At 67.1% G+C, this 16789-nt stretch carries 16 protein-coding genes and 1 tRNA gene; 15 read left to right on the forward strand and 2 right to left on the reverse strand.

All coding sequences use genetic code 11. The features are described from left to right. Positions 1 to 3: 3 nt before the first annotated feature. Positions 4 to 957 (reverse strand): AAA family ATPase, encoded by a 954-nt coding sequence (locus LL964_RS15780; protein WP_104584510.1) that lies wholly within the window; start codon positions 955 to 957, stop codon positions 4 to 6. Positions 958 to 993: 36 nt separating this feature from the next. On the opposite strand from LL964_RS15780, the gene LL964_RS15785 reads away from it, so the two are divergent. From LL964_RS15785 to LL964_RS15795, 3 genes are all read left to right on the forward strand, one after another. Then, positions 994 to 2835 (forward strand): glycosyltransferase family 39 protein, encoded by a 1842-nt coding sequence (locus LL964_RS15785; RefSeq protein WP_146092294.1) that lies wholly within the window; start codon positions 994 to 996, stop codon positions 2833 to 2835. A gap of 7 nt (positions 2836 to 2842) precedes the next feature. After that, positions 2843 to 3826 (forward strand): glycosyltransferase family 2 protein, encoded by a 984-nt coding sequence (locus LL964_RS15790; protein WP_425478125.1) that lies wholly within the window; start codon positions 2843 to 2845, stop codon positions 3824 to 3826. Positions 3827 to 3978: 152 nt separating this feature from the next. Next, positions 3979 to 5703 (forward strand): hypothetical protein, encoded by a 1725-nt coding sequence (locus LL964_RS15795; protein WP_228329467.1) that lies wholly within the window; start codon positions 3979 to 3981, stop codon positions 5701 to 5703. Here the strand turns inward: LL964_RS15795 and LL964_RS15800 are convergent. Next, positions 5691 to 6266: a Maf family protein gene (locus LL964_RS15800; RefSeq protein WP_104584506.1), complete on the reverse strand. Its 576-nt coding sequence runs from the start codon at positions 6264 to 6266 to the stop codon at positions 5691 to 5693. The genes LL964_RS15795 and LL964_RS15800 overlap by 13 nt on opposite strands. A gap of 107 nt (positions 6267 to 6373) precedes the next feature. On the opposite strand from LL964_RS15800, the gene LL964_RS15805 reads away from it, so the two are divergent. The 12 genes from LL964_RS15805 (at position 6374) to LL964_RS15860 (ending at position 16577) form a co-directional block, all read left to right on the forward strand. Then, a complete protein-coding gene (locus LL964_RS15805) occupies positions 6374 to 6883 on the forward strand; it encodes a YceD family protein (RefSeq protein ID WP_104584504.1) in 510 nt (169 codons plus the stop codon). Between the two features lie 97 nt (positions 6884 to 6980). Then, a complete protein-coding gene (rpmF, locus tag LL964_RS15810) occupies positions 6981 to 7172 on the forward strand; it encodes a 50S ribosomal protein L32 (protein ID WP_104584502.1) in 192 nt (63 codons plus the stop codon). A 90-nt stretch (positions 7173 to 7262) separates the two neighbouring features. Next, the gene (locus tag LL964_RS15815) at positions 7263 to 8240 is read left to right on the forward strand and encodes a beta-ketoacyl-ACP synthase III (RefSeq protein ID WP_104584500.1); all 978 of its coding nucleotides are present in this window, start codon (positions 7263 to 7265) and stop codon (positions 8238 to 8240) included. A gap of 548 nt (positions 8241 to 8788) precedes the next feature. Continuing rightward, positions 8789 to 9733, forward strand: a complete 945-nt coding sequence (gene fabD / locus LL964_RS15820; RefSeq protein WP_104584498.1) for an ACP S-malonyltransferase — start codon at positions 8789 to 8791, stop codon at positions 9731 to 9733. Positions 9734 to 9814: 81 nt separating this feature from the next. Next, positions 9815 to 10558 carry a 3-oxoacyl-ACP reductase FabG gene (fabG, locus tag LL964_RS15825; RefSeq protein WP_104584496.1) on the forward strand — a complete coding sequence of 248 codons (744 nt, stop codon included), beginning with the start codon at positions 9815 to 9817 and terminating at the stop codon, positions 10556 to 10558. A 204-nt stretch (positions 10559 to 10762) separates the two neighbouring features. Next, a complete protein-coding gene (gene acpP / locus LL964_RS15830; protein ID WP_002814322.1) occupies positions 10763 to 11002 on the forward strand; it encodes an acyl carrier protein in 240 nt (79 codons plus the stop codon). Positions 11003 to 11143: 141 nt separating this feature from the next. Further along, positions 11144 to 12379 carry a beta-ketoacyl-ACP synthase II gene (gene fabF / locus LL964_RS15835; RefSeq protein ID WP_104584494.1) on the forward strand — a complete coding sequence of 412 codons (1236 nt, stop codon included), beginning with the start codon at positions 11144 to 11146 and terminating at the stop codon, positions 12377 to 12379. Between the two features lie 160 nt (positions 12380 to 12539). Beyond that, the gene (locus tag LL964_RS15840) at positions 12540 to 13895 is read left to right on the forward strand and encodes an aminodeoxychorismate synthase component I (RefSeq protein ID WP_104584492.1); all 1356 of its coding nucleotides are present in this window, start codon (positions 12540 to 12542) and stop codon (positions 13893 to 13895) included. Positions 13896 to 13955: 60 nt separating this feature from the next. Further along, entirely contained in the window at positions 13956 to 15029 is a 1074-nt protein-coding gene (mltG, locus tag LL964_RS15845) for an endolytic transglycosylase MltG (RefSeq protein WP_104584490.1), read from the forward strand. Continuing rightward, entirely contained in the window at positions 15026 to 15985 is a 960-nt protein-coding gene (locus tag LL964_RS15850) for a DNA polymerase III subunit delta' (RefSeq protein WP_104584488.1), read from the forward strand. Before mltG ends, LL964_RS15850 begins: the two co-directional genes overlap by 4 nt. Further along, positions 15982 to 16335, forward strand: coding sequence for a PilZ domain-containing protein (locus LL964_RS15855; protein ID WP_104584486.1), 354 nt, complete (start codon positions 15982 to 15984; stop codon positions 16333 to 16335). The genes LL964_RS15850 and LL964_RS15855 overlap by 4 nt, the downstream gene beginning before the upstream one ends. Before the next feature lie 167 nt (positions 16336 to 16502). After that, positions 16503 to 16577: transfer RNA gene (locus tag LL964_RS15860), tRNA-Val, on the forward strand. Positions 16578 to 16789: the final 212 nt, after the last annotated feature.

Genomic DNA, 16789 nt, shown 5'->3' on the forward strand with positions numbered 1-16789 from the left:
GTGTCAGTCCACCGGCACGCTGTGCAGCAGCGCCTTGGCCAGCGCCGGCCCGGACGACGATTCGGCCTCCGGCACCAGCCGATGCCCGGCCACGGCCACGAACAATGCCTGCACGTCTTCCGGCAGCGCATGTTCGCGCCCCAACAGCAGGGCGTAGGCCTTGGCGGCGCGCAGCAGTGCGATGCCGGCGCGCGGCGACAGCCCCACCCGCACCCCGGCATGCTGGCGGCTGCGCAGCAGCAGCGCCTGCACATAGGCGATCAACGCATCGCTGGTATGGATCTGGCCCACCACCGTGCGCAGGGCGACCACGTCGGCATCGCTGAGCTGCGGCGCGGCCTGGGCGATCAGCTCGCGGCGGTCGGCGCCGGACAGTAGGGCGCGCTCGGCATCGGCGCTGGGGTAGCCCAGACTCAACCGCAGCAGGAAGCGATCCAGCTGCGAGTCCGGCAGCGGGAACGTGCCCGACAGGTCCACCGGATTCTGCGTGGCGATCACGAAGAACGGCTCGGGCAAGGCATGCGTGACGCCATCCAGCGTGACCTGTTGCTCGGCCATCGCTTCCAGCAGCGCGCTTTGCGTGCGCGGCGGCGCGCGATTGATTTCATCGGCCAGCAGCACGTTGGTGAACACCGGGCCGGGATGGAACTGGAACTGGCGCGAGGCGGCGTCGTACACCGACACGCCCAGCACATCGGCCGGCAACAGGTCGGAGGTGAACTGCACGCGCTGGAAGCCCAGCCCCAGGCTGGAGGCCATCGCGTGGGCGAGGGTGGTCTTGCCCAGACCAGGCAGGTCCTCGATCAGCAGATGGCCGCCGGACAGCAGCGCCACGAAGGCCAGGCGGACTTCCTGGGCCTTGCCCAGCAGCAGCGAATTGACCTGCTCTTGCGCGCGCCGCAGCGATTGACGCAGCGCATCGGTTAGCATTTCCGTGGAACGCGGCGGTATCGACATCACAATTCCGTAGGTGGAAGAAGAGTGCACAGGGCAATGCAGGGAGACCAACGCGCACATCGCACCTTCGTGATCCTGTGGACACTGGCCACCGCCGTCAAGCTGTTGATCGCCGCGCGGCTGCCGCTGTTCGTCGACGAGGCGTTCTACTGGCAGGAAGGCCAGCATCTGGCGGCGGCATATTCGGATCTGCCGGGCATGACCGCGTGGTTGGCGCGGGCTGGGGTCGAGTTCGGTGGCCATCACCTGCTGGCGCTGCGGCTGCCGTTCCTGGTCATCGCCGCGCTGCTGCCGTGGCTGATCGCGCATATCGCCACGCGCTGGTTCGGCTCCACCCTGGGCTGGCAGGCCGGCAGCCTGACCCTGCTGATGCCGCTGTCTGCGACGCTGGGAATCCTGGCGGTGCCGGATGTGCCGATGGCCTTGGCGGCGGTCCTGTGCATGGATGCAGGCGCACGCCTGCTGCGCGAGGTCGATGCCACCAGTGCGCTGGAGCTCGCCGTCGGGCTGGCCATCGGCGCGTTCAGCCATTACCGCTTCGTCGGCGTGATCGGTGTGGGCTGCATCGCGCTGCTGTGCATCCCGCAGGGACGTGCGGTCCTGCGCGACCCGCGCATCTGGATGGCGTTGACGGTGGGCGCAGTGAGCTGGCTGCCGTTGCTGGTCTGGAACACCGATCACGACGAGGCCGGGTTGCGCTTCCAGTTGGTGGACAGGCATCCATGGCGATTCCAGATCAGCGGGCTGTGGTTCCTGTTGATCCAGGCGGTGGCGGTGACGCCGCTGTTGGGCTGGGCAATGGTCAAGGTAGGGTTGGCCGGCACCCGTTCCGGGGGCGGCTCGCGTGCGCAATGGCGTTACTTCGGTCTGCTGGGCGGCATCTCGACCGTGGCGATCTTCGTCCTGGGCTTTTTCAGCGATGCCGAGCGGATCAGCTTTCACTGGCCATTGCCTGGCTATCTCGCATTGCTGGTCGCGGTGCCGGTGATCCTGATGCGGTGGCCGCACCCGCTGCGGCGGGCGGCGTGGTTGATCGCGCTGCTCGGTACGCTGGGTGCCTATGGCTACTACTTGGCAGTGTCGGTGCCGTCCATCCGCGCGCATGCGGCTGGCGAAAAATACTACCCGCGCAATTTCGCCGGCTGGAACGATCTGGCGCGTGCGGTGCGGGCCAGGCTGGCACAGATGCCGCCGGGTACGCGCGTGCTGGCTGGAAACTTCAAGGTAGGCGCAGAACTCGGCTTTCAGTTGCGCGATGCGCGGATCGAGGTGCTGCGTTCCGACTTGAACGACAAGCACGGGCGCAGCGCGCAGTTGCGGCAGTGGGGGCTGCTCAGCGACGGTACGCGCGATGGGCCGCGCTTGTTGGTGCTGTCCCCCAGCGATCAGCGCTATCGCGATCTGCTGCATCGCTACCACGCCGTCTGCGACATGGTCGGGCCCTTGCCGCCGCCCACCGTGGTGTCCACCGATCACGGCTATCAACGTTTCCTGCTGTTCGCGCTGCCGGCGCAACGCACGCCCGGGCCCTGCGTCGCGCCAGCGATGGCCTGGATCGACGCTCCGCTGCCGGATGCGCGCGTGTCCGGTCAGGTGCAGGTGCGCGGCTGGGCGTTCAAGGATGGGGTCGGGCTGGCGAAGGTGGAGCTGTTGCTCGATGGTCGCCCCGTCGTGCAGGCCGATTATGGCAGCGCGCTGGACATCCGCCCGTACTGGAAGATTTCGACCGACCCGCAGCATCCGAACGTCGGCTTCTCCGCCACGCTCGATACGCATGCCGTGCCGCCCGGCACGCACTGGCTGGGACTGCGCCTGCACGGCCGCGACGGCAGTGTCGAGGACTGGTGGGAGCAGCCCTTCACCGTTTCCGCCCCTTGATCACGTATTGACCGACATCCTGCCCGTGACTTATCCAGTGTCATCTCCAGCGTCATCGACCGCGCTGCGCATCGCCGTACTGGTGCCGTGCCACAACGAGGCGGCCACCATCGCCACGGTGGTCGGCGACTTTTCTGCGGCCCTGCCGGATGCGGCGATCCACGTGCTGGACAACAATTCCAGCGATGCCACCGCGGCGATTGCCAGTGCAGCGGGCGCGCGGGTATCCCGCGTCGCGTTGCAAGGCAAGGGCAATGTGGTCAGGCGTGGATTCGCCGATGTGGAGGCCGACATCTACGTGCTGGTCGATGGCGACGCCACCTACGATGCCGCTGCGGCGCCTGGGTTGGTGCGCAAGCTGATCGACGAACGCCTGGACATGGTGGTCGGTGCGCGGCGCGATCAACAGCAGGCCGCCTACCGCCCCGGTCACCGGCTGGGCAACGTCATGCTGACGCGTTGTGCGGGCCTGCTGTTCGGCCGCAGTTTCGACGACATGCTGTCCGGCTACCGGGTGTTCTCGCGACGCTATGTCAAATCCTTCGCCGCGCACGCGCATGGGTTCGAGACCGAGACCGAACTGGCCGTGCATGCCCTGCAGCTGCGCATGCCGGTAGCCGAGGTCGAGACCGCCTATGGGGTGCGCCCGGAGGGCTCGCAGAGCAAGTTGAACACCTGGCGCGACGGATGGCGCATCCTCACCACCATCGTCAAGCTGTTCAAGGCCGAACGGCCGCTACTGTTCTTTTCGGTCGGCTTTCTGCTCAGCGCCGCGTTGTCGATCATGCTGGCGATTCCGTTATTCGAGACCTATTTCGCCACCGGGCTGGTGCCGCGGTTTCCCACCGCGATCCTGTGCGTGGCGCTGATGCTGCTCGGGTTCCTGTTGCTGGCCTGCGGGTTGATCCTGGATACCGTCACCCGCGGGCGGATCGAAGCCAAGCACCTGGCGTATCTTGCCGAGCCGCTGTTTTCCGAGCGTGCGCGATGACCGGCCGGCACGCACGCATCCGTGTCAGGTGCCCCGACGTTCTCTGGGCCCGCGGGGCGCGTTGGCTGGCCTGGCTTGATCGGCGGTTCGCCTTCCACAGCGGAGCCAACGCGATTGCCACAGTCGTCACCGTGGTGGTGCTTGGTGCTGTGATGGGCCTGGGTCTAGGCCAGGACGCCAACTGGGACCTGCGCAACTACCACCTCTACAACGGATATGCGTGGTGGCATGGCCGGCTCCTGCACGATCTGGCGCCCGCGCAATTGCAGAGCTACTTCAATCCGGCGCTCGATATCGTCCAGTACGCATTGATGACGCAATGGCCGGCGCCGTTGACCGGCATGCTGATGGGCGCGCTGCATGCGGCGGTGTTTCTGCCGGCGGCGGCGATCGCTTGGTATGTCCTGGAGGGCAACCGGCAACGTGCGCGCTTGGTTCCGCTGCTGTCGCTGACCGGCCTTTGCAGCGCCGCGTTTTTGTCCGAATTCGCCAACACCATGGCCGATGCGACCACCGCGTTGCCGGTGCTGGGGGCACTGGCCGTGGTGATGCGCGCGCAGCGTTGCCAGGCGGCCGGGGCCGGTCCGGCCACGCGTGACTGGCTGTGGGCGGGGCTGCTGCTCGGGCTCGCGGTGGCGTGCAAGCTGACCAACGCTACCTATGCGCTTGCCATGGCGGCGGCCGCACTCAGTGCGGGCGGCCGACCACGGGCGCGTCTACTGGGTCTGACGGCAATGACGTTGGCGGCGTTGGCGGTGTTCGGACTGATTGCCGGCCCGTGGTATCTGCGGATCTGGGAGCAGTTCGGCAATCCGTTGTTCCCGCAGTTCAATGCCTACTTCCATGCGCCATTGGCGCAGCCGATCTCTGCGGGCGACACCAGGTGGTTGCCGCGCAATGTCGGCGAATGGCTGGCCTGGCCGTTGGTGTTCACCTTCAACCCGTGGCGGGTCAGCGAGATTGCGCTGTTCCAATGCATCTGGGCGCTGTTGTACCTGGCGGTGCTGGCGATCGCGGCGCGTGCGTTGCTACGCAAGTCGCTTCCGGCGCCCGATTGGAGTGCGCAGGCGCGCACGCTGCTGATATTCGTGGGCGCTGGTTATCTGCTATGGCAGGCGGCCTTTTCGATCCACCGCTATCTGCTGGCGCTGGAGGTCGTGGCGCCGCTCGCGTTATGGCTGTGCTGCCAGCGCGTGTTCGCCGCGCCGCAGGCGCCTTGGATGGGCGGTGGGCTGGTCGCCTTCAGCGCATTGATCGCGCTGGGGGGCTGGAACGACTGGGGGCGTGAATCCTGGGCGTGGCGTAGCTTTCGGGTCGAGCAGCCGGGCATCGCGCAGCCGGCGGCGGCGACCGTGTTGCTGGTGGGCGACGAGCCGCAGGCGTGGCGCGTTGCGTTGCTGCCTGCGCAGACGCGGTACGTCGGCGTGGCGACCAATTTGCCGGCATCGGATGCGTACCGCGATCGCGTGCGTGCGCTGCTTGCCGAACGCCCGCAGCACTACGCCATGCTGGGCGCGGTGATGGACAAGCAGGTGCCGCGCATCCAGCGAATGAATCGCTGGGCGCAACGGTTCGGATTGAGCGCGCAGCCAGACTGCACGGGCTTGCGCTGGCTGGTCGGGCACGGCCTGCGCGCCGAACTGGACACCACGCAGCCGGGCCAATGCATGCTGCGCGTGCTGCGGCAGAAGGCCGAGGTGGTGGAGGCGGCCAATCGCCAGCTGCGCGACACTGCGCGGCAGCAGTTGCTGAGCTACGGCGTTTCGCTGGATCCGGCCAACTGCCGCACGCTGTCCTCGCAGATCGGCCAGGGATTCTATCCCTATCAATTCTGCGAGGTAGGCCTCGTCTCATCGGCGCCGGCTCAGGGGAGCTGAAACCCCGCCTGCCGCAACAGCCGTGCCAGGGCGATCAGTGGCAGGCCGACCAGGGCGGTGGGGTCGTTGCTGCGAATGGCGTCGAACAGGCTGATGCCCAGCCCTTCGCATTTGAAGCTTCCGGCGCAGTCCAGCGCCGGCTCGGCGGCCAGGTAGCGTTCGATCTCCACAGCTGTCAGCGGGCGCAGCTGCACTTCGGTCATATCCAGCGCATGCAGGCGGCGGTCCGGGCCGACCAGGCTGACAGCGGTATGGAAACGCACCGTGCGGCCGGACATGGCGCTCAGCTGCGCGCGTGCCTGGTCCAGGGTTCCCGGCTTGCCGAGGGCGCGGCCGTCCAGGTCGGCGACCTGATCGGAGCCGATCACCCAGGCGTCGGGAGCCTGCGTCGCGATCGCGGCGGCCTTCTCTGTGGCCAGGCGGCTGGCCAGGGCGTCGGGCGCTTCGCCTGGCTGCGGCTGCTCATCAACTTCGGGGCGGGCGGTGGCGAAGTCCAGCCGCAGGCGGCCCAGCAGCTCGCGACGGTAGACGGAGGTGGAGGCGAGGATCAGGCGTGGCATCATGGCGCGGCTTCCGGTCGGGCTGGGAAGTCTGCCAGCCCGGGCGGCGCGACAGGCGCGCGCGCGCGGGTTTGACACGGCTGCGGCGGATCTTTAACATTCTGCGGCTTATGTCCGCGAACGTACCCGAAATGTTGGATGCCTGGCGGATGGTCGCGGCGCGCAGGCGCTTCGATGGCCGCATCCCGCTGTCCGCGATGACCCGCCTGCAGGGCAGCCTGGCCGACACCGAGGGCGAATGTGTTTATTCGCTTCAATTCGACCAGGACGACCTGCTCAAGGTCGCTTATGTCGAACTCGGTATCGATGTCGAGCTGCCGCTGACCTGTCAGCGCACCTTGCAGCGGTTTCTGTACCCGGTGCAGATCAGCCAGCGTCTCGGCCTGATCCGCGACGAGGACGAGGAAGCCGCGTTGCCGCCCGATTACGAAGCCTTGCTGATGCCCGAAGACGGCATGCTGCGGGCGCTGGATCTGGTGGAGGACGAGCTGGTGTTGGCGGTGCCGGTCGTGCCGGTGGCACCGGGGAGCGAGGCCGTCGAAGCCGAATGGGTTCCGACCCAGGAAGAGCAGGACAAGGCCAGCCCGTTCGCGGCGCTGGCAGCGTTGAAGAAACAGTAACCGCCGCTGTGAAGGGCGGTAAGACAGGTCGACGCGGGCGTAGAGCGTGCTGTTCGACTCAACAGACAAGTTATCGAACTAAAGTTGGAGCAATCCCATGGCTGTGCAGAAATCCCGTGTCACCCCGTCCCGCCGCGGCCAGCGTCGTTCGCACGATGCCCTGACCGCCAAGCAGCTGTCGACCGACCCGACCAGCGGCGAGACCCACCTGCGCCACCACATCACCGCCGACGGTTACTACCGTGGCAAGAAGGTGATCACCACCAAGTCGGCTGTCCAAGAAGACTGATCCGTGGCGCCCGCCGCGTTGAACGTGGCCGGGTGACCCTCGCTTCTTCCGGAGCCGCCGGTTACTGCGGCTCTTGCAACGGGAAACGGTATGAGCAAGCGGATCTATTCCAGAATCGCGGGCACGGGTAGCTATTTGCCCGAAAAGGTGTTGACCAACGACGACATGTCCAAGATCGTCGACACCAGCGATGAATGGATCTTCTCGCGCACTGGCATCCGTGAACGTCACATCGTCGCCGACGACCAGACCACCAGCGATCTGGCGTACTTCGCCTCGCTCAAGGCGATGGAAGCCGCCGGTGTCAGCGCCGACGAGATCGATCTGATCGTGGTCGGCACCACCACTCCGGACCTGATCTTCCCGTCCACGGCCTGTCTGCTGCAGGCCCGGCTGGGCAATGTCGGTTGCGGCGCGATGGACGTCAATGCCGCCTGTTCCGGTTTCGTCTACGCGCTCAGCGTGGCCGACAAGTTCGTACGCAGCGGCGACGCCAGGACGGTGCTGGTGGTCGGCGCCGAAACCCTGACACGTATCGTCGACTGGACCGATCGCACCACCTGCGTGCTGTTCGGCGATGGTGCCGGTGCGGTGATCCTCAAGGCCGACGAAGACACCGGCATCCTCAGCACCCATCTGCATGCCGACGGCAGCAAGAAGGAATTGCTGTGGGATCCGGTCGGCGTTTCGGTCGGCTTTGGCGAAGGCAAGAATGGCGGCGGCGCGTTGCTGATGAAAGGCAACGACGTGTTCAAGTACGCGGTCAAGGCGCTGGACTCGGTGGTCGACGAGACCCTGGCCGCCAATGGTCTGGACAAGCACGATCTGGACTGGCTGATTCCGCATCAGGCCAACCTGCGGATCATCGAAGCCACCGCCAAGCGGCTGGAACTGCCGATGGACCAGGTGGTCGTCACCGTGGATCGCCACGGCAATACCTCCTCGGCATCGGTGCCGCTGGCGCTGGACGAAGCGGTGCGTTCCGGCCGTGTGCAGCGTGGCCAGTTGCTGCTGCTCGAGGCATTCGGCGGTGGATTCACCTGGGGCTCGGCGCTGCTGCGCTACTGAGGCTGCTGTCCTGCGGCCGTGCCGGCAGGGCCCTGCGACGCATGCCACCGTGCTCCGCGCGGGCGATTGCGGCAGATCGTATGCCCCGATGCCGAATACGTCCCTGGAACGTTCGGTCGAACCCGACGTCTCCACTGTGCTGGCAGGCGGACACGCTTGCGTGGCCGGCGCTGCGCGGGCGTAGCCTATGCCATTGACCGTTGTGTGCAGGTGCCCGCTGCCGCGGCTGCCTGGTTCTTGCGCGCGGCGCGTGCTGCGGTGCTTGGCCTGACCAGGCTGGGCTCTCTCCAGGCTTTGGATGGGCTGCATATCCAGGAAACGCCGCAGCGTGCGTTGCAGTGGCGATTCTCCGTCGCCTTTCGCCGCATGCATGGCATCGAAGACGTCGTAGGGCAGCGCGTGCAGCGACTGCTCGGATGGCGCTTGCCATCAGCGGGCCGCCGGGGGACTCCAGGCGGTATGGCTGGCGCGACTGCATACGCGACAGTACAGACGCCAGAGCGATTTCGCACGTATCATCCCGGCTCGCTTTTTGCTGGTAGCCGCGCGTGACCGAATCCACTCTCGCCTTCGTCTTTCCCGGCCAGGGCTCGCAGTCCCTGGGGATGCTGGCCGAACTGGCCGAACTGCATCCGCAGATCCGCGAGACCTTCGTCGAGGCCTCCGATGGCGCTGGCGTCGACTTGTGGGCGCTGTCGCAGGGCGGCCCGGAAGAGATGCTCAACCGCACCGAGTACACCCAGCCGGCGCTGCTGGCTGCGGGCGTGGCGGTGTGGCGGCTGTGGAACGCGCAGCGCGGCGAACGTCCGGCGCTGCTGGCCGGGCATAGCCTGGGTGAATACACCGCCCTGGTCGCGTCCGGCGCCTTGTCGCTGCACGACGGCGCTCACCTGGTGCGCCTGCGCGGCCAGTTCATGCAGGCGGCCGCCCCGGCCGGTGTCGGAGCAATGGCGGCGGTGCTGGGTGCCGAGGATGCGGTGGTGCAGGAGGTCTGCGTGGAGGCGTCCGGCAGCCAGGTGGTGGTGCCGGCCAACTTCAATTCGCCGGGCCAGATCGTGATCGGTGGCGATGCCGCAGCGGTGGACCGCGCGCTGGCGCTGCTGGCCGAGCGCGGCGTGCGCAAGGCGGTCAAGCTGGCAGTGAGCGTGCCTTCGCATACCCCGCTGATGCGCGATGCGGCCAATCAGCTCGGCGAAGCGATGGCCGGGCTGAGCTGGCAGGCGCCGCAGATCCCGGTGGTGCAGAACGTGGACGCGCGCGTGCACGATGGCAGCGAGGCGATCCGCCAGGCGCTGGTGGAGCAGCTGTACCTGCCGGTGCAATGGACCGGCTGCGTGCAGGCGCTGGCCGCCCGTGGCATCACTCGCGTGGCCGAATGCGGCCCGGGCAAGGTGCTGAGCGGGCTGATCAAGCGCATCGACAAAAGCCTGGACGCGCGCGCGCTGGGAGCACCGGCCGATTACGCCGGTGCGCTCGAGGCCTGGACGCACTGATTCGGCGCACGCATCCGGTATGCAGATCCCCTCGACGTTCGCGGCGATGAGCGCGACGTCCCCTTTCGAGGAACAGTTGTCATGAGCAAGCCACTGCAGGGCGAAATCGCCCTCGTTACCGGCGCCAGCCGCGGTATCGGTGCGGCCATCGCCGACATCCTGGCCGCCCAGGGCGCCACCGTCATCGGTACCGCCACCTCGGCGTCCGGTGCGGCGGCCATCGGCGCGCGCCTGGCTCCCGGCGGCGGTCACGGTCGCGAACTCGACGTCACCGACGCCGCGGCGGTCGATGCCCTGATCGATGCGATCGGCAAGGATTTCGGCGCCATCTCGATCCTGGTCAACAACGCCGGCATCACCCGCGACAATCTGTTGATGCGGATGAAGGACGACGACTGGCAGGCCATCATCGACACCAACCTGACCAGCGTGTTCCGCACCTCCAAGGCGGTGATGCGCGGCATGATGAAGGCGCGCAAGGGCCGCATCATCAATATCGCCTCGGTGGTCGGCGTCACCGGCAATCCAGGCCAGACCAACTACGCTGCAGCCAAGGCCGGCATCATCGCGTTCTCCAAGTCGCTGGCCAAGGAAATCGGCTCGCGCGGGGTGACCGTGAACGTGGTGGCGCCCGGTTTCATCGATACCGACATGACCAAGGCGCTGCCGGAGGAATCGCGGGCGGCGCTGCTGCAGCAGATCGCGCTCGGGCATCTGGGCGCGCCGGAAGACATCGCCAATGCGGTGGCCTTCCTGGCCGGCCCGACCGGTCGCTACATCACTGGCGAGACCCTGCACGTCAACGGTGGCATGTATATGCCGTGAGCGTGCGGTGCCGGCAGGCGCTAAGTGGCTGATCGGACGGGACTTGTGTTGCAATGCAAGGCCCGGGCGCTTCCACTACACTATCCAGCGCGGCCATCGCAGCGGCGATGGCGTTTTGTGAGTCCCTCACAGGAGCACCGCACATCCGTGTGCGGGGATCCTGAAACTCGAACCACCACTACTCCATCTGGAGCGATATCCCCAATGAGCACCATCGAAGAACGCGTCAAGAAAATCGTCGTCGAACAACTCGGCGTCAAGGAAGAGGAAGTCACCACCAGCGCATCGTTCGTCGATGACCTGGGTGCCGACTCGCTGGACACCGTCGAGCTGGTGATGGCGCTGGAAGAAGAGTTCGAGTGCGAGATCCCGGACGAAGAGGCCGAGAAGATCACCTCGGTCCAGCAGGCGATCGACTACGTCAAGGCTCACGTCAAGAGCTGATGCGTTGTTCCTGACCGCGGAAGTGCGCATCACGCCGCTGCTGCGTCAGACATTCCATGGGGCCGCTGATGCGGCCCTGTGTTTTTCAAGCGTCACCCGCAAACCGCAAGCACCGTCCGTTCCGTGGTGAGGAGATCTGCAATGAGTCGTCGTGTTGTCGTTACCGGCATGGGCATGGTGTCCCCGCTGGGCAATGATCTGGCCACCAGCTGGGATGGAATCATCCACGGGCGCTCCGGCATCGGTCCGATCACGCAGATCGATGCCTCGCAGTTCACCACCAAGATCGCCGGTGAGATCAAAAATTTCGATCCCACGCTTTTTGTGTCCGCCAAGGACGTCAAGAAGATGGATTCGTTCATCCACTACGGCGTCGGCGCCTCGTTCATGGCGCTGGACGACTCCGGGCTGGAAATCGACGACAGCAATGCCGAACGCATCGGTGCCATCCTCGGCTCCGGCATCGGCGGGCTGCTCGGCATCGAAGAGCAGACCATCAAATTCAACGAGGGCGGCGCGCGCAAGATTTCGCCGTTCTATGTGCCCAGCACCATCATCAACATGCTGCCGGGCCAGGTGAGCCTGATCAAAGGTCTGAAGGGTCCGACCTTCTCGGCGGTGTCGGCCTGCGCCACCTCCAACCACTCGATCGGCACGGCGATGCGCATGATCCAGTACGGCGACGCCGACGTGATGCTGGCAGGCGGCGCCGAGCGTGGCTCCTCGCCGAGTTCGGTGGGCGGATTCTGCGCAATGAAGGCCATGTCCACCCGCAACGACGATCCCACCGCGGCCTCGCGCCCATGGGACAAGCAGCGCGACGGTTTCGTGCTGGGTGACGGCGCCGGCGTACTGGTGCTGGAGGAGTACGAACACGCCAAGGCGCGCGGTGCGCGCATCTATGCCGAGCTGGTCGGCTTCGGCGCCAGCTCCGACGCGTTCCACATGACCGCTCCCAGCGAGGATGGCGAAGGTGCGGCGCGCAGCATGCTCGCGGCACTGCGCGATGCCAAGCTCAATCCCGAGCAGATCGGCTACCTCAACGCGCATGGCACCTCCACGCCGCTGGGCGATCTGGCCGAAACCCTGGCGATGAAGCGCGCGCTGGGCGACCACGCCTACAAGACCATGGTCAGCTCGACCAAGTCGATGACCGGCCACCTGCTCGGCGCGGCCGGCGGCGTGGAAGCGATCTTCTCGGTGATGGCGCTGCATACCGGCATCATTCCGCCGACCATCAATCTGGAAGAGCCCAGCGAAGGTTGCGACCTGGACTATGTGCCGAACGTGGCGCGTGAGGCCAGGGTGGATGCGGTGATGTCCAACGGTTTCGGCTTCGGCGGCACCAACGGCACGCTGGTGTTCCAGCGCGTCTGAGCCGACGCGCCGGTGAAGGCGCGCGCGCATGCTGCAACGCCGCTGCGCGTGCATCGGTGCGTAAGCTGCGCCGTGTTTCTCCGCTGCCGATCCATCCTTCCATGCGCGCCGCCGCTTCACCAGCGCGGCGCGTTCTCGCATTCCACGCCACGCCCGACCGATGACGCTTACCCGATCACTGCCTGCGGACATCGACTTGCTGGCCTTGCATCGGCTGGCGCCGCATCGGTATCCGGCGCTGCTCGAATCCACCGCCTCCGGTACCGAACACGGGCGTTGGGACGTGCTGTTGCTGGCCGATGGCGGCAGCCTGCGGCTGGATGCCGATGGCCGCACCCGCGATGGCCAGGGCAGGGTGCTGGAAGGCGGTTTCCTGGCTGCGCTGGATGCTGCCTGGCAGGCCGAGCGCGTGCCACACGATGCGCACAGCCCGTGGCCCTTTCGTGGTGGCTGGGCGGTGTTGCTGGATTACGAACTGGCCGGACAGGTCGAGCCGATCCTGCAGTTGCCCGCACGCGCCGATGGCTTGCCTGCAGCACTCGCGCTGCGCGCGCCGGCGGCGGTGTTGCGCGATCGCGTGCGAGGCGAGTGCATCGCCCTGGCTGAGCCGGGCCGTGCCGATCTGCTGGCCCGTATCGTGGACGACTTCGCGGCCTGCGCCGCACTGCCGCCGCTGCCGGCCTGGGTCGGGCCAGTGGCGGTCGACGAGGACGCGCCCGAGCGCTTCACCGCTGCGGTGCGCCGGGTGCTCGATTACCTGCATGCCGGCGATGTCTTTCAGGCCAATATCTCGCGCGCCTGGAATGCGCGGTTTGCCGCGGCGGTGGATCCGGCGGCGCTGCACGCCCGGTTGCGTTCGGCCAACCCGGCCCCGTTCGCCGGAGTGTTCGCCGCGGCCGGGCGCGTGGTGGTGAGTTCCTCGCCCGAGCGGCTGGTGTCGGTGCATGGCGATGTGGTGCAGACCCGCCCGATCGCCGGCACGCGGGCGCGCTTTGCCGGCGACGACGACGCGGCGCGCATCCGCGAGCTGGTCGGCCACCCGAAAGAACGCGCCGAGCACGTCATGCTGATCGACCTGGAGCGCAACGACCTGGGCCGCATCTGCGTACCGGGCTCGGTGGAGGTGGACGAGCTGATGGCAGTGGAAAGCTATGCGCACGTGCACCACATCGTCAGCAACGTGCGCGGCCGCCTGCGTGCCGGCGTCACCCCGGGCGAGGTGATCGCGGCGGTCTTCCCCGGCGGCACCATCACCGGCTGCCCGAAGGTGCGCTGCATGCAGATCATCGCCGAGCTGGAGCAGACCGCGCGTGGCGCCTACACCGGCGCGTTCGGCTGGCTCAATCGCGATGGCGACATGGATCTGAACATCCTGATCCGCACCGCCGAAGTGGCCGGCAACCAGGTGCGGTTCCGTACCGGTGCCGGCATCGTGGTGGATTCGGACCCGCAGCGCGAGCTGGACGAAACCCGCGCCAAGGCGCGCGGTGTGCTGCGCGCGCTGGATCGGGCATGAGCGCTTCAACGGGACATCACCGGTGCGCGGTATCCTGCGCGGCGCTGGGGCAATGACGAGGTGGGTGTGGCGGTGACTGGCAAACGCGGATGTCTGGCCGTGCTGGGTACGGCAGTGCTGCTTGTGGCGCTAGTGGCGATTGCCGCGCTGGTGGCTTGGCGGCACTACCTGCAGTTCGCCGATACGCCGGCCAAGGCCACCGCGCCCAGCGTGGTGGTGGCACCTGGTGATTCACTCAAGGCCACGCTGCGCAAGTTGCGCGACGCCGGCATCACCCAGGGCGTGGATCTGGAATGGCAGCTGCTGGCGCGCCAGGTGGATGCGGCCGGCAAGCTCAAGGTGGGCGAATACGCACTGGCACCGGCGCTGTCGCCGCGCGAGCTGCTGACGCGCATGCGCCAGGGGCGGGTGATCCAGTACCGTTTCACGATCGTGGAAGGCTGGAATTTCCGCCAGCTGCGCGCCGCGCTGGCGACGGCCACGCCATTGCAGCAGTCCATCGGCGGCCTGGACGATGCGACGCTGATGGCACGGCTGGGCGTGGCCAAGCAGCATCCGGAGGGGCGCTTCCTGCCGGAGACCTACCTCTACCAGCGCGGCGACAGCGACCTGGATGTGCTCAAACGCGCGCACGCGGCGATGGACAAGGCACTGGCACAGGCCTGGGCGCAACGCGCGCCCGATCTGCCGCTGGCATCTCCGGAGCAGGCGCTGATCCTGGCCTCCATCATCGAGAAGGAAACCGCGCTGGGCTCCGAGCGCCCGCTGATCGCCGGGGTATTCCTGCGTCGTTTGCAACTGGGTATGAAGCTGCAGACCGACCCGACCGTGATCTACGGCATCGGCAGCAGTTACGACGGCAATATCCGCCGCCGCGACCTCACCACCGACACGCCGTACAACACTTACACACGCACCGGCCTGACACCGACGCCGATCGCCATGCCGGGCCGCGAGGCGCTGCTGGCGGCCGTGCGCCCGGCGCCCGGCGATGCGCTGTACTTCGTGGCCGTGGGCGATGGCACCGGCGCCCACGCCTTCTCGGCCACGCTGGCCGAACATAACGCCGCGGTGGCGCGTTATCTGCAGCGTCGCCGTCTGCCGGACGCGCCACAGCGGGAGCCCACACCATGACGGCCGCGTTTTCGCCCTGGCAGCAGCGCGCCTTCGACCAGACCGTGGCGGCGCTGGATGCCGGCCGGCTGGGGCATGGGCTGCTGATCTGCGGGCCGGAAGGCCTGGGCAAGCGCGAGGTGGCGCTGGCGCTGGCCGAGCACGTGCTGGCCGCATCGCCCGACCCGGCGCTGGCACAGCGCACACGGCAGCTGATCGCTGCCGGCACCCATCCGGATCTGCAGCTGGTCTCCTTCATTCCCAACCGTACTGGCGACAAGCTGCGCACCGAGATCATCATCGAGCAGGTGCGCGAGATTTCGCAGAAGCTGTCGCTGACCCCGCAGTACGGCATCGCCCAGGTAGTGATCGTCGACCCGGCCGATGCGATCAACCGCGCCGCCTGCAACGCCTTGCTCAAGACGCTGGAAGAGCCTTCGCCCGGCCGCTACCTGTGGCTGATCAGCGCGCAGCCGGCGCGCCTGCCGGCGACCATCCGCAGCCGCTGCCAACGCCTGGAATTCAAGCTGCCGCCCGCGCACGAGGCGTTGGCGTGGCTGCTGGCGCAAGGCCTCGACGCGCGCGCAGCGCAGGAAGCGCTGGATGCCGCACGCGGCCATCCCGGGCTGGCCGCGCAGTGGTTGCGCGAGGACGGCCTGGCGGTGCGCCGTGCGGTGGCGCAGGACCTGGAGCAGATCGCCAGCGGCCGTGTCGGTGCAGTGGATGTGGCGCAGCGCTGGACCAGCGACGGTCAGGCCGACCAACGCCTGCGCCACGCCGCCGACCTGGCCCTGGCGCAGGCATCGTCCGGCTTGACCGATGCGTCGCGGTTGCACAAGCTGGCGACCTGGTTCGATGCCGCCAATCGCACCCGCGATTTGCTGCGCACCACCGTCCGTGCCGACCTGGCAGTGACGGAATTGCTGCTGGCCTGGCGCCAGGGAGAGCGCCAGCCACGTTCTAGGGGAACTCGATGAGTGCAATGAATGCGCGCCAAGGCATCCTGTCGCTGGCGTTGAAGGACAAACCGGCGCTTTACAGCGCCTACATGCCCTTCGTGAAGGGCGGCGGCATCTTCGTGCCGACGCCAAAGCGCTACATGCTCGGCGACGAAGTGTTCCTGCTGCTGACCCTGCCCGATTCCAGCGAGCGTCTGCCGGTGGCCGGCAGGGTCATCTGGACCACGCCGGCCGGTGCCCAGGGCAACCGCGCCGCCGGCATCGGCGTGCAGTTCCCGGATGGCCCGGAAGGCGAGGCGGTGCGCAACAAGATCGAAACCCTGCTGGCCGGACTGACCACTTCGGACAAGCCGACCCACACGATGTAGAAGGAGCGGGCTGGCGCGGCGGGATGGTACCTCACGCATAGGGGCAAGCCCTTCGCCGCCGCGGCCGGGTCGAGGCGACAGCGGTGCGATGCGGTCGCGTCACACGGGCAGGGAAACACCTGTTGACGATTGCCGCCGCTGCCCTATAATGTGCGGCTCGCGTCACCGGGCGGTTAGCTCAGCGGTAGAGCATTGCCTTCACACGGCAAGGGTCACAGGTTCGATCCCTGTACCGCCCACCACAATTCAAGCTGTTTTGCGGAAAGCCGGCCTGAGGTCGGCTTTTTCGTAAGTGCTGCGTAAGTGCAAAAGCGATTGAATCTCTAGTCTCAGCTGCCGATATCGGATGCAGCTACTATGCCCTGCATGACTGAATGGTTGTGGATAAGTCTGTGGGAAAGCCGTGGACTAGTCGTTCCGCCATCCGTACAATCGCGAACAGAAGCAGTGTAGG

The sequence above is a fragment of the Xanthomonas melonis genome (assembly GCF_020783655.1).
Taxonomy (GTDB): Bacteria; Pseudomonadota; Gammaproteobacteria; order Xanthomonadales; family Xanthomonadaceae; genus Xanthomonas; species Xanthomonas melonis.

Bases quoted from the DNA above. Each gene is read 5' to 3' on its own strand.
- LL964_RS15780 (WP_104584510.1), bottom strand. From the start codon at position 957: ATGTCGATACCGCCGCGTTCCACGGAAATGCTAACCGATGCGCTGCGT.
- LL964_RS15785 (WP_146092294.1), top strand. From the start codon at position 994: ATGCAGGGAGACCAACGCGCACATCGCACCTTCGTGATCCTGTGGACA.
- LL964_RS15795 (WP_228329467.1), top strand. From the start codon at position 3,979: ATGGGCCTGGGTCTAGGCCAGGACGCCAACTGGGACCTGCGCAACTAC.
- LL964_RS15800 (WP_104584506.1), bottom strand. From the start codon at position 6,266: ATGATGCCACGCCTGATCCTCGCCTCCACCTCCGTCTACCGTCGCGAG.
- LL964_RS15805 (WP_104584504.1), top strand. From the start codon at position 6,374: ATGTCCGCGAACGTACCCGAAATGTTGGATGCCTGGCGGATGGTCGCG.
- rpmF (WP_104584502.1), top strand. From the start codon at position 6,981: ATGGCTGTGCAGAAATCCCGTGTCACCCCGTCCCGCCGCGGCCAGCGT.
- LL964_RS15815 (WP_104584500.1), top strand. From the start codon at position 7,263: ATGAGCAAGCGGATCTATTCCAGAATCGCGGGCACGGGTAGCTATTTG.
- fabG (WP_104584496.1), top strand. From the start codon at position 9,815: ATGAGCAAGCCACTGCAGGGCGAAATCGCCCTCGTTACCGGCGCCAGC.
- acpP (WP_002814322.1), top strand. From the start codon at position 10,763: ATGAGCACCATCGAAGAACGCGTCAAGAAAATCGTCGTCGAACAACTC.
- fabF (WP_104584494.1), top strand. From the start codon at position 11,144: ATGAGTCGTCGTGTTGTCGTTACCGGCATGGGCATGGTGTCCCCGCTG.
- LL964_RS15840 (WP_104584492.1), top strand. From the start codon at position 12,540: ATGACGCTTACCCGATCACTGCCTGCGGACATCGACTTGCTGGCCTTG.
- LL964_RS15850 (WP_104584488.1), top strand. From the start codon at position 15,026: ATGACGGCCGCGTTTTCGCCCTGGCAGCAGCGCGCCTTCGACCAGACC.
- LL964_RS15855 (WP_104584486.1), top strand. From the start codon at position 15,982: ATGAGTGCAATGAATGCGCGCCAAGGCATCCTGTCGCTGGCGTTGAAG.